General features: G+C 71.6%; 10 protein-coding genes. 2 read left to right on the forward strand and 8 right to left on the reverse strand.

The genetic code is table 11. From position 1 onward, the window contains the following. Positions 1–90 precede the first annotated feature (90 nt). Positions 91–837: a lipoate--protein ligase family protein gene (locus ABD691_RS17250; protein WP_344680860.1), complete on the forward strand. Its 747-nt coding sequence runs from the start codon at positions 91–93 to the stop codon at positions 835–837. A 112-nt stretch (positions 838–949) separates the two neighbouring features. Continuing rightward, the gene (locus ABD691_RS17255) at positions 950–1,765 is read left to right on the forward strand and encodes an ion transporter (RefSeq protein WP_344680862.1); all 816 of its coding nucleotides are present in this window, start codon (positions 950–952) and stop codon (positions 1,763–1,765) included. A gap of 13 nt (positions 1,766–1,778) precedes the next feature. Here the strand turns inward: ABD691_RS17255 and ABD691_RS17260 are convergent, their stop codons facing one another. The 8 genes from ABD691_RS17260 to ABD691_RS17295 all read right to left on the reverse strand — a co-directional run bounded on the left by ABD691_RS17260 (position 1,779) and on the right by ABD691_RS17295 (position 12,358). Further along, complete coding sequence (locus ABD691_RS17260; protein WP_344680864.1) at positions 1,779–3,389, reverse strand: class I adenylate-forming enzyme family protein; 1,611 nt, start codon at positions 3,387–3,389, stop codon at positions 1,779–1,781. Then, positions 3,374–4,852: a CoA transferase gene (locus ABD691_RS17265; protein ID WP_344680866.1), complete on the reverse strand. Its 1,479-nt coding sequence runs from the start codon at positions 4,850–4,852 to the stop codon at positions 3,374–3,376. The genes ABD691_RS17260 and ABD691_RS17265 overlap by 16 nt, the downstream gene beginning before the upstream one ends. Continuing rightward, positions 4,849–5,640 carry a methyltransferase domain-containing protein gene (locus tag ABD691_RS17270; RefSeq protein ID WP_344680867.1) on the reverse strand — a complete coding sequence of 264 codons (792 nt, stop codon included), beginning with the start codon at positions 5,638–5,640 and terminating at the stop codon, positions 4,849–4,851. Before ABD691_RS17270 ends, ABD691_RS17265 begins: the two co-directional genes overlap by 4 nt. Further along, positions 5,631–7,205, reverse strand: a complete 1,575-nt coding sequence (locus tag ABD691_RS17275) for an AMP-binding protein (protein ID WP_344681322.1) — start codon at positions 7,203–7,205, stop codon at positions 5,631–5,633. The genes ABD691_RS17270 and ABD691_RS17275 overlap by 10 nt, the downstream gene beginning before the upstream one ends. Positions 7,206–7,451: 246 nt before the next feature. Further along, positions 7,452–8,786, reverse strand: a complete 1,335-nt coding sequence (locus ABD691_RS17280; RefSeq protein WP_344680868.1) for a protoporphyrinogen/coproporphyrinogen oxidase — start codon at positions 8,784–8,786, stop codon at positions 7,452–7,454. Continuing rightward, a complete protein-coding gene (locus ABD691_RS17285; RefSeq protein ID WP_344680870.1) occupies positions 8,783–9,754 on the reverse strand; it encodes a UbiA family prenyltransferase in 972 nt (323 codons plus the stop codon). The genes ABD691_RS17280 and ABD691_RS17285 overlap by 4 nt, the downstream gene beginning before the upstream one ends. A 53-nt stretch (positions 9,755–9,807) precedes the next feature. Then, positions 9,808–10,947, reverse strand: a complete 1,140-nt coding sequence (locus tag ABD691_RS17290) for a DegT/DnrJ/EryC1/StrS family aminotransferase (RefSeq protein WP_344680872.1) — start codon at positions 10,945–10,947, stop codon at positions 9,808–9,810. Positions 10,948–11,161: 214 nt separating this feature from the next. After that, entirely contained in the window at positions 11,162–12,358 is a 1,197-nt protein-coding gene (locus ABD691_RS17295) for a DegT/DnrJ/EryC1/StrS family aminotransferase (protein WP_344680873.1), read from the reverse strand. Positions 12,359–12,445 lie beyond the last annotated feature (87 nt).

The raw sequence follows: 12,445 nt of genomic DNA on the forward strand, positions 1-12,445 counted from the left end.
TTGAGGCGATGCGGCGATCGGCCCAGCACCGCGCGGCGACCAGCGCACCACCGCACCGCCGACTGCCACCGGGTAAGTAGGCTCGCCGGCATGGACCTGCTGCGCGGCGCGCTCGACGGCAACGACGACCAGGCGCTCGAGATCGCCGTCGGCCACGCCCTGCTGCGCCGGATCAGCGGCGAGGGCGCCGGGCCGGCGCTGCGGATCTACCGGCCCACGCGGTCCGTCGTCGCGTTCAGCCGCCGGGACTCGCTGCTGCCGGGGTTCGACGCGGCGCTGCGCGCGGTGCGGGACGCGGGGTTCCAGCCGGTCGTCCGCCCGCAGGGCGGGCGCGCGGTGGCCTACACCCCGCAGTCGGTCGTGGTCGACCACGCCAGCCCGGACCCGGACTTCCCGGCGGGCATGAACGAGCGGTTCACCACCTACGGCCGGCTGTGGGCCGACCTGCTCCGGGAGCACGGCGTGGACGCCAGGGTGGGCGCGGTTCCCGGCGAGTACTGCCCCGGCGCCTACAGCGTCAACGCGCGCGGCGAGGTCAAGCTGGTCGGGACCGCGCAGCGGCTGGTCCGCCAGGCGTGGCTGTTCAGCGCCGTGGCGATCTTCGACGACGCCGGGCCGCTGCGCTCGCTGCTCACCGAGGTCTACGGCCACCTGGGCCTGGATTTCGACGGAGATTCGGTCGGATCGGTCCGCACCGAGGCACCCGATCTGTCGCTGCCCGAGCTGGAAGCGGCGATCACCGCGGCCTACGCCGGGCAGTTCCGGCTCACCGAAACCGCGCTCGACGACGGCCTGGTCGAATCCGCGCGGACGCTCGCCGACGACCACCGCCGCTGAACCACAACGCACCGTAATCGTCCACAGTAGAGTTTCACCGGAACGAGATTCCGCACGGTGCGGCGATAAGCTGTGCGCGCATCCGACCGCTTCCCTCACCCGCGGAGTCCGCGTGAACCTGCGTGAACGCCTCCACTCGATGTTCGAGTCCGCCGGCTTCCAATGGCTGATCACCTCGGTGATCGTGGTCAACTCGATAGCCCTGGGCTGCGAGACCTCCCCGGTGCTGGTATCCCGCTACGGCGACGTGATCGGCCTGATCGACAGCACCGCGCTGGCCGTCTTCGCCGTCGAGATCGCGGCCAAGATCTACGCCTACGGCCCCGACTTCTTCCGCGACCGCTGGAACCTGTTCGACTTCGCGATCGTCTCGCTGTCGCTGCTGCCGGCATCGGCGGCGTTCTCCGTCGTGCGGTCGCTGCGGATCCTGCGCGCGCTGCGGCTGCTGTCGACCGTGCCCAGCATGCGGCGGATCGTGGCCGCGCTGCTGTCGGCGCTGCCCGGCGTGGTCTCGATCGTCGGCCTGCTGGTCCTCGTGCTCTACGTCGCCGGGGTGATGGCCACCAAGCTGTTCGCCGGGGCCGACGCCGAGCGCTTCGGCGACCTCGGCACCTCCCTGCTCACGCTGTTCCAGATCATGACCGGGGACGGCTGGGCGGACATCCTGCGGGGGCTGATGGACCAACGCCCGCTGGCCTGGATCTTCTTCGTCGGCTACATCCTGATCTCCAGCTTCACCGTGCTGAACCTGTTCATCGCGGTCGTGGTCAACGCGATGGAGTCGCAGATCACCGACGAGCGGGCGCCGTCGATCCCGGCGCCACGCACCCACGACGACGTGGAGCTGCTCGCCGAACTGCGCGCCCTGCGGCAGGAACTCCGGGAACTGCGCGAAAGGCCGGATCTCCCGCAGCCGGAAGACGTCTGAGGCCGGCGGCCCGTCAGCCCCGGGCCGCCAGCGCGGTCAGCGTCCGCCGGCAGATCTTGCCCGTCGGACCCAACGGCATCTCCGCGACATGCACCAGCACCTCCGGCAGCTTCCGCCGTTCCAAACCGCGCTCGGTCTCCAGAAAAGCGGTGACCTCGGGCAGGGTGATCGGCCTGCTCCCGGCCGGTTGGCTGATGCACGCGCACAGCCGTTCACCCAGCTCGGCGTCGGCCACGGGCACGCACACGACGTCGGCGATCCCGGGGTGCGCGCCGAGCTCCTGCTCCACCTCGGCCGGACTGATGTTGTAACCACCGCGCACGATGATCTGCTTGAGCCGCCCCAGAACGTGCAGCCGCCCGCGCTCGTCGAGCACGCCGCGGTCGCCGGTGCGGACCCACCCCTGTTCGGTCCGGTAGCGGCAGTCGAGTTCCGGCGAGCCCACGTAGCACTGCGGTGTCATCGGCCCGCGCGCGCGGATTTCGCCCGGTTCTCCCACAGGCAGCGGGTTCCCGGTCTCGTCAGCGATCTCGATCTCCGCGACCGCCGGGTCCGGCAGGCCCGTCCCGGCGCCCGGTCCGGTCCTCGCCGTGTGGCAGTTGACGCCGTCCGAACTGCCGTACACCGCGATCACCGGGCGGCCGAACGCCTCCCGGCACACCCGCTCGGTCGCCTCCGGCAGCGCGGCTCCGCTGGACACGAGCGCGCGCAGGCTCGAAATGTCCTCTCCACCAAGGCGATCCGCCAGCCTGCGCAACATCGTCGGCACTCCGAACACGTGGGTCGGCCGGTGCTCGGCGATCATCCGCAGCGCCGCTGCCGGGTCGAAGGAGTCCTGGACCAGCAGCGTTCCGCCCAGCGCGGCGATGGTCACCGACGTCCCGCACGAACCGAACGACGACGCCAGCGGAACCAGCACCAGATTCCGCATCGGGCCGTCACCGTCGTGGAGCGCGCGCAGGTAGTTCGCACGCCCGCCGCCCATCGCGTTGTGCGAGTAGGCGACCATCTTCGGCTCGGACTCCGAACCGGACGACACCAGGATTCGCGCTGGTGACTCCGGATCGACGCGACACGCGGACCACTGTGGACAAGGTTCGACCTGGTCCAGGCAGACGGCGTCCGGCCTGGCCGGACCGAAGGTGAACACCGCGCGCAGGTCCGGCAGCTCCCGCTGGAGCTCGACGTCCACGGGATCGGCGAAGATCGCCCCGGCAGCCCGCGACCGGCCGAGCAGGCTGAGCGTGTCCCGGCTCCCCCGCCCTGCCGGGTACGGCAGCGCTACCGCCCCGATCGCGGCCACGGCGAGTTCCGCCGCGACCATGTCACGCCCGTTGGCCATCCTGATCCCGACGATGTCCCGCTCACCCAGCCCCGAAGCGGCGAGCGTCGCGGCGATCGCGCGTACTCGCGAGTCCAGGGCCGCGTAGTCGAGCACGCCGGTGGAGTCGATCACGGCCTCGCGATCAGGATTCCGCCGGACCTGCTCGTGGAAAAGCGAGTACAGATCCCGGTCCGGGCAGTGCCCATCGGCGACCCACCGTCGCCGATCACGCTCGGGAACCAGATCGCGAATGATGATGCCATTGCCCGAAACCCACGGCGTGGTCACTCGAACTCCCATGGTGCGACAGGAAAAACGTGTCCTTCGTGCTTGAGCGCGGGACTGAACCGAGGATCGGACGCCAGTGCGCGCAGGTCCGTGCACACTGGCGTCCGACCGGCGACGTATCCGTCCTCTGTGAACAGGACCTCTCGATTGGACCGCGTCCGGGGAATCAAACCCGCGGCGGAGTACAGCGAGGAGTCGACCCGCGCACCCTCCCCTCTCGTCAGCCTGCCCAGCAACGCGGCCAGCACACCCTGCGCGCAGACCAGCCCACCGAGGACGTCGGTCAACGTCATCAGCGACGGCGAACGCCCCAGCGCAGCGGCCACGCCGCTGTGCGCCTGCACCAGGAAGTCGGTGCCCAAGGGCGGGGCGTCGCCGAACTCGTCACCCCAGCCGGACGCCCACGCGTAGACCAAGCCCGGGTTGACGCGGGCAAGATCCTCCGCGTCGAGCCCGAGCTGCGCGGCCTTGCCCGGTGCCCAGTTGTGCAGGAAGACGTCGGCGTCGGCGATCAGCTCGCGCACCTCGCCGGGCGCGGTCTTCAGATCCACCTCCACAACGCGTTTCCCCGCGTTGAGGGCGCTGAAACGGGCCGAGCAGTCCCCGGCCATCGGCGGGATCCCCCGCATCGGGTCGCCGCCCGGCGGCTCGATCCGCACGACGTCGGCACCCAGCAGGCTGAGAACGTGCCCGGCCATCGGCCCCTGGACGCGGCGCGTCGACTCGACGACCGTCAGCCCCTCCAACGGCAGGCGCAGCGGAGCAACGCGAGCAGGAGTGCCAGCCGTGCCCAGCTTCGTGAGCTTCCACGGCGAGACCCGAGTCGGATGCTCGGTGTCCTCCCGAACGCGCAGCACGCTGACCCCGGCATTCCGCGCCGCCTCGGCGATCGCGCCGAAATCACGGGCGCCGACCGCCGCCCGCAACGATTCCGGCAGAGCGCACGCAGCGGTCGCGAACCGCTGCTGGAAGGGTCGCCAACCTCGTCGCACCGCACCGGGATCGGCCTCCAGCGAAGTCCAGAACCGCAGCCAGTCCATGGCGTCCAGGGTTTCCATCTCGAACCGGACGTCGTCCGCCGACCGCAGATCCGGCGTCCCCGGCGCGTGGTCCTCCTCCGGGTCGTCCGCGGTGGCAGCGGCCAGGTACTGCGACAGCGAGATCAGCGCCGCCTGCGCCACCGACGTCCGGACCCGGGCGACCGCGAGACCCCGGGCACGCCCGATGCCTGCGGCGAGAACACCCTGCGCGGCAAGCACTCCGGCGGTCGCCGACGCGTAGTCGACGGCGAGCGCCGCCGGTCGGCCGCCGGCGCGGCCGTGGACGTGCATGATCCCGCACGCCGCCTGCACGCTCGTCTCGTCCGCCAGCGGCAGGCCGACCGGCCCCGCCCAGTCGATCTCCCAACCGACCGCCGGAACCTCCTCCAGCAGAGCCAGGTTCCGCGCCGCCACGGCGGTCGCGACCGCGGTCATCGCTTCGCCCTCTTCCCCTGCACCGAGTACATGACGCTGGAGCAGGCCCGGAACGACGGATCGCGCATGATCTCCCGGAGCTCGTCGAGCTCCCGGTCGGTCATGCCCGCCGCGACGAGCCTGTCCCGCAGGTGGAACGTGTGGTGCACCAGCTGTTCGAGGTCCGCGCTGCCGGGGCTGCGCAGCTGGACGAACGGCTGCGGATCGACCTCGACCAGCCCGGCCTCGCACATCGCGGCGCCGACCCGCCTGCCCCAGGCGGGATCGACGCCGCCCTCGGCCATCACCTCCGCCTTCGCCGCCAGGAACCGCTCGTAGAGCTGCCGGGACCGGTCGTCGGGGGTGATCAGCGGCGGCTCGTAGGAGGTGTCGAACTCGTCGATCTGGAGCGTGCCGCCCGGCCGGAGCGCGCGGGCCAGCTTGGCCAGCACCTCCTGGCGGCGCGGCAGGTGCCGCAGCACCAGCCGGGCCACCACCAGGTCGAACCCGGCCTCCGGCAGCGGATCGGCGACCACGTCGTGGCGCAGCACGGTCAGGCCCGGCCGGTCCGGGATCCGGTGCGGCTTGATGTCGGTGGCCAGCACGGTGCCGGTGGGCGCCACCCGGTCCGCGAGCCACCCGGCGATGCTGCCGCCGCCCGCGCCGATCTCCAGGCAGTCCCAGCCGTCGGTGACGCCGGTCGAGACCAGCCGGGTGATGCTCATCGGGTCGTGCGCGGCGGTCAGGAACCGGTGCTGGTCCCGGCTGTGCGCGCTGTCGTTGTCGAAGACGTAGCCGGTCACGTCCACCGGCCCGTTCCGGAGGTGTCGGTGCGCCCGGTCAGCTGCTCCAGCAGGGCGTAGCGGCGCACCTTGCCGGTGCCCGTGCGCGGGACCTCCGACCAGGTGAGCCCGACCGGGTCCTGCAGGAGCGGCAGGTCGCGGGTGGCGCGGCGCCAGGCCGCGTGGTCGAGCGAGCCGTCCTCGGTCACCACCACCGGCAGCGGCGGGACGCCGGGGCAGCCCAGGACCACGCACTCGTCGGCGGCGGCGAGCCGGTCCTCCAGCACGTCCTCGAGTTCCAGGCAGCTCAGGTCGGTGATCCGGTCGACCTCGCGGTCGAGCAGGTGCACGCTGCCGTCCCGGTTGCGCAGGCCGAGGTCGCCGGTGTTCCACCACTTGCCCACCCGTTTGGCCTCGTAGCGCTCGTGCTCGCCGACGTAGTCCAGGCACAGCGCCGCGGTCCGGGTCAGGATCAGCCCGGTCTGCCCGCGCCGGACCGGCCGCAGCGTGTCCGGGTCCACCACCCGCAGACGGGTCTTGACCGGGACCGGCCTGCCCAGGTTGCGGGTGTCGGGCTTGCGGCTGTACTTCGAGTGCAGCGAACGGCGGGTGTGGAACCGGAACGTCAGCGGACCGGTCTCGGTCTGCCCCCACCCCTGCATCCACAGTGGACTCCTGCGGCGGGAGGCGGTGAGGTACGCGCGGATCGTGGGCGGGTGCATCGCGTCGTAGGTGCTGATGAACAGGCGCGCCCGGCGGAACGGGTTGTCCAGCCGCTCGGTCAGCGGCTGGAGGCGGACGAAGGTCGCGGGCAGCGCCTCGACCACCGTCGGGGGGTGGGCCCGCAGCAGCGGGTCCGCCCGGTCCGGGTCCTGGTGGGTGAGGAAGGTGATCCGCCGCGGTGCCAGGCACATCACGCTCGCCGTCCAGCAGAACGTCCGGCCGTGCGCGTAGGAGCTCGCGTTGAGCAGGGTGTCGTCGGTCCGGACGCCGATGCGCGGCACCCGGTTGGTCTCGAACCGCGCGAGCTTGTCGATGATGGTCCGGGTCGAGTGCACGACGAGCTTGGGCACCCCGGTCGTCCCGGACGTGTGGTGGATGATCAGCGGCGCGTAGTCGGCGCGCCGGTGCGGCGCGGGCACGGGGCCGCCGCGGACGTCGTCCATCGTCAGCGCGCCCGGCGCGCTCCCGTCGAGCGCGAGCACCCGGCGGGCGAACGACCCGAGGTCCGCGCCTTCGACCCGGCCGCGTTCGAGCACCCCGACGTCGGTGACCAGCACGGCCGGTTCCAGCCGCTTGAGCAGCACCTCCAGCGTCTCGGCGGACAGGTGCGCGGACAGCTGCGCCGGGACCGCGCCCACCCGCACCGCCGCGCAGGCGAGCAGGTCGTAGTCCCAGTGGTTGGCCTTGACGATCGCCACCCGGTCGCCGGGCCTGGTCCCGGCGGCGGCGAGCCATCCGGCCGCGTCCCGGACCAGCGCGGCCAGCTCCGCCACCCCGTACTCGACACCGCCGTCCGGCGCGATGTCGAAGGGCCGGTCCAGGTGCACGGTCGTCCCGCTGCCTGCGCACTCGTCGAACAGGACACCCATGTCATGCGGTTTCACGTGTTTTCCCTCAGGTTGTTGAACTCGGTTTGCCTGGGTGGTCGGGGGCGGAACCTCAGACGCCGCCTCGCTGCGGGACCGAAGCGGTCCTGCCGCTTCGGAAGTCCAATACGACGGAAAAAGCTGTCCTCGCGAGACGACGCCTGAGAACCCGCGCGTGGTCCTCTTGCGTGCGTGGGCTAAGCGGCTTCGCCGCTTGAGGACGATGGTTCGGTTGGGCGGCTGCGGGAGCTACGCGGCCACCCGCCGGGACCGCAGCCGGGCGAGGGTCCGGGACGCCGCCAGCGCGCCCGATCGGACAGCACCCTCGCTCGCCGGCCGCACCATCACCCAGTCGCCCGCGTAGTCGACCGGGCCCGGATCGCGGTTCATGAACGCGGACCGGTGCTGCAACGCCTCCGGGGTCGCCTCGGGAAGGCCGTGGCGGAAGCTGTGCACGAAGTTGCCCACGTTCGCCTCGGCGAGACCCGGCAGGTACTGCCGGGCCGCACCGGTCAGCCACCTGATGACGTCCTCGCGTGGTGCGTCCAGCAGCGTGGGCACGCTGCGGGCGTTCGCGAGCAGGCTCAGCAGGCCCCGGCCTTCGGGCGCGCGGCCGGGGTGCTTGGCGTGGTCGACCACGATCCCCGACAGCATGTCGTCCTCGGCCTCCGGGGTGAGCAGGATGTAGAGCGGCTTGGCCGACTCCGGCACCAGCGGGCGGTCCAGCAGGCAGCTGACCTTCAGCACCGGCGTGAACGTGGACGCCCGCAGGAACGCGAGCTCCCGCCCGGGCGGGTTGCCGTGCAGCCGCGCGGCCACCGGCGCAGGCACGCACAGCAGCACCGACCGGGCCGTCACCGCCCTGCCGTCGACCACCAGCCGGGCGGTCTCGCCCGCCGAGACGACCTCCTGCACCGCGGCGCCGGTGACCACGTCCAGGTCCTCGGCGAGGCTCAGCGCGAGCGAGTCCATGCCCTCGCTGTAGGTGCGCCAGCAGCCGGTGTCGCCGACCGCGAGCAGCAGGCTCACCATCGACGCGGCGGTGGAGCGCTCGGTGTCCCAGCCGAAGAAGCACCCCGCCAGCGGCTGGAACAGGTAGTCGTGCAGATCGGGGTGGTAGCTGCGGGCGAACTCGGCGATCGTCCGCGACCCCAGCGGGGTCGACTCCGGGCGGTCCGGGTCGAACTCGCCCTTGCGGCCGGAGGCCCACGCCATGAACCGCGCCAGGTCCAGCCTGGCCCTGGGCGACAGCCCGGCACCGGTGAGCACGCCGGTGCGCTCGGCGATGCCGGGGTGCGCCCGGCCGCGGCGCCACACGCCGATCGACTTGCCGATCAGCGGGATCTCGTCGGCCGTCATCCGCTGCCTGCGCAGCAGCTCCCAGGTCGCCCGGTAGCCGCGCAGCGAGATCTGCTCCGCGCCCTGGTCGATGGTGTAGCCCTCGTGCCGGAAGCTGGACATCCGCCCGCCGACCCGGGGCTCGACCTCGAACACCCGCACGTCCAGCCCGGCCCGGGTCAGCTCGTGCGCCGCGGTCAGCCCGGCGATCCCGGCACCTACCACGGCCACGTCGAGATCGGTCATGCCAGCACCCCGGCGAGGACGTTGGCCACGACCAGGAGCGCGGTCGTGGTGCGGTGCACGGAGAAACCGAGCTTGCGGGCGCGCATGATGTCGCCGTAGCGGAACCCGAGCAGGAACTGCCGGGTCCGCAGCGCGGCGGCGGGCAGCATCAGGACCGCGAACCACCAGGGCGCGACGCCCGCGAGCGACGCCGCCAGCGCGATCACGTACTCCGACGCCGACAGCGCGCCGATGAACACCGCATTGCCCCTTGGGGACACCAGCGACGCCACGGTGGGCCGTCCCACGCTGCGGTCGCCCTCGATGTCGTTGGTGTTGGAGTACACCCCGAACATCAGCACACCGAGTCCGAACAGGACGGACTGGACCAGCAGGAACCAGGAGAACTCCCCGGTGGCGAGCCCGAACGGCGACAGCACCAGCGACGCGCCGAGCGCGACCAGGAAGACCTCCTGGAAGCCGTGGTAGCTGAGCTTGAGCCCGTAGGAGTACTGCAACGCGAAGACGTAGGTCACCACGACGACCACGATCGTCCATGTAGGACGGTGCGGTGCCACGGCGACCGCGGCCGCCCACAGCACCGCGCCGACCCCGGCGGTGATCCAGCCGAACCACAGCGCCTCGCCCTGCGTGAGGGTTCCGGCGACCAGCGGCTTGCGGAGCTTCTTGCGGGTCGGGTCGTCCGGCCCGTAGTTGCGGAGGTCGCTGCCGTCCCGGAACCCGGTCAGGTCGTCGAACGCGACCAGGGCGACGATCGTGGAGATCGCGCCGAGCAGGAACAGCACGAGCATCGCGATGGTGCGGTTGTCCAGCCGCAGGACCGGGAAGGCCAGCGCGGACAGCACCACCAGGAAGCTGAGGTAGTAGTCGAAGACGTCGAGCTTGCCCAGTCGCGCATAGCTGCGGAGCTTGCTCTCCGGGCGCGCTGAAGTGGCCGGCAGCGTGCCGGCCTCGGTACCGCTGGTCATCACACTTCCTTCGTTTCCGGTCTTCGAAAGGTCAAAAGCGGGCGGTGCGGGCCTCAGGACGTCGGTGCCATCCGGAGGCGGGCGAACTCGCACACCGCGTCGGCGACGCGCTCGACCTCCGCGTCGGTGAGGTGCGGGTAGATCGGCAGCGCCAGGATGCGATCGCACGCGCGCTGCGCGTTCGGCCACTCGCCGCCGGGAGCGGCGTGCGGTGCGAACGCGGGCTGCTTGGGCAGCGGAGCCGGGTAGTACACGTGCGAGCCGATGCCGCGCGCGGCCAGGTGGTCGCGCAGTTCGTCGCGGCGCTCGGCCTGCAGCGAATACACGTAGTAGCACCGCCCTTCCCTGCCGGGCGGCGGCGGCACGATGCCGTCGTCGGCCAGCGGCTGGAAGCGGTTGGTGTAGTAGTCCGCGATCGCCGCGCGGCGTTCCAGCCTGGCAGGGAGCCCGCGCAGCCGGTGCAGCTGGAACGCCGCCTGGATCTCGTCGAACCGGCTGTTCTGGCCGACCAGGTGGTGCACGAACCGCTGCCTGCCGTCCTGCCCGTGGTTGCGCAGCATCCGGACGGTGCGGGCGATCCCGGGGTCGCGGGTCACCACCGCGCCGCCCTCCCCCGGCATTCCGAACGACTTGACCTGCACGAAGGAGAACACCCCGGCCTCACCCCACAACCCGGCGGGAACGCCCTGCAGGGTCGCGCCCTGGGCCACCGCGGAGTCCTCCAGCAGCCGCACGCCCGCCTCGTCGGCCAGCTCCGCGAAGCGGGGCATGTCGGCCATGATCGAGAACATGTGCGCGGGCATGATCGCCTTGGTGCGCGGGGAGATCCGCCGCGCGGCCTGATCCGGATCCAGCACCATGTGCAGCGGGTGGACGTCGGCGAACACCGGAACCGCACCGACGCGCAGCACCGACGACGCCAGCGGGGCGCAGCCGAACGCGGGCACCACCACCTCGTCCCCGGCGCCGATCCCCATCGCCCGCAGCACGAGCCCGAGCGCGGACGTGCCGCTGCCGCAGGCGATCACGTCCCGCGCTCCCAGCGAACGGCGCAGCGCCGTCTCGAAGTCCGCCGTCCGCTCGCCCAGGATGAACCGCTGGTCCCTGGACAGCCCGACCTCCTGGATCAGGTCGAGCAGCACCTCGCGGTCCTCGGCGAACAGGTCCGGCGGGAAGAACGGCAACTCACTCATGCGGACCTCCTGTGCTGTTGCGGGACACCCGCACCCGGTCGGCCCGCAAGAGCGGCGAGAGATGATCGCTCATGCGGACCTGCTGTGCTACTGCGGGACACCCGCACCCGGTCGGCCCGCAAGAGCGGCGAGAGATGATCGCTCATGCGGACCTGCTGTGCTACTGCGGGACACCCGCACCCGGTCGGCCCGCACGAGCGGCGGAAATGATCGCTCATGCGGACCTCCGTCCGAAGAACTCACCGACGGCCTCGCAAACCTGGTCCACCTGCTCGATCCCCAGGTCCGGGTAGAGGGGAAGCGCGACCGCCCGCTCGCACGCGGCTTCGGCGTTCGGGAAGTCCCCCTTCCGGTAGCCGAGGTCGGCGAAGCACGGCTGCAGGTGCAGCGGGACCGGGTAGTAGGTCTCGGTGCCGATCCCCCGCCGGGACAGGAACTCGACCAGCTCGTCCCTGCGCTCCACCTCGATCAGGTACACGTAGTACGCCGGTGACGACCCCGGGCCCCGGTCCACGAAGCGCGGAAGCCGCACGATGCCGGAAACTCCGCTCAGCCGTTCCCGGTAGGCGTCGGCCAGCATCGCCCGGCGGGCGATGTCGCGGTCCAGGAAGCTCAGCTTCGCCAGCAGCACCGCGGCCTGGATGTCGTCCATCTTGCTGTTCATGCCCGGCTTCGACGTTTCCGTGGAAATGCCGGGGAAGTTGTCCAGCGTCGGCCCCCGCCGCCCGTGGTGGCGCAGCGCGGCGACCTGTTCGGCGACCTCGGGATCGTCGGTGAGCACCGCCCCGGCGTCACCGATGGCGCCCAGCGTCTTGCTCGGGAAGAACGACAGCACCCCGCCCCGGCCGTGCCTGCCTGCGTGCACTCCGCCCTGCCACATGCCGATCGCCTCGGCGCTGTCCTCGACGACGGTCAGCCCGCGCCCGGCCGCGACGTCGGAGAGCCCCGCCATGTCGGCCATCTGCCAGAACAGGTGGGCGGGCATGACGAAACGGCTGTCCGGCCCGATCCGGTCGGCCACGTCGGCCGGATCCAGCGCGTAGGTCTCCGGATCGATGTCGGCGAACTCCGGCGTCCCGCCGGCGAGAACCACCGACGACGCCGTGGCGACGAACGTGTAAGCGGGAACCACCACGCCGTCGCCCGGTCTGAGCCCGCACGCCTGCAACAGCAGGATCAGCGCGTCGGTGCCGCTGTTGACACCCACCGCGTAGCGGGCGCCGGTGTAGTCGGCCAGCGCCCGTTCGAACTCACCAACCTGCGCGCCGTGGGAGAACTTGCCGTTGGCGAACACCTCCCCGATCCGTTCCCGGATCAACGGCCAGGAACTCGCGAACGTCAATGCCTGGGAGAAGAACGGGACCGAGTCGGGGACCACCGCCGCCGCGGGGACCCGCACATCCGTTTCCAACTCACCAGGGTCCTGCCCGCGATACCAGCGGGACAATGCGACCACACTCCAGACCCAGTAGCCGATCTTCGGCGGCGAAGCTACCGA

This window comes from Saccharopolyspora taberi (genome assembly GCF_039534165.1).
GTDB lineage: Bacteria > Actinomycetota > Actinomycetes > Mycobacteriales > Pseudonocardiaceae > Saccharopolyspora_D > Saccharopolyspora_D taberi.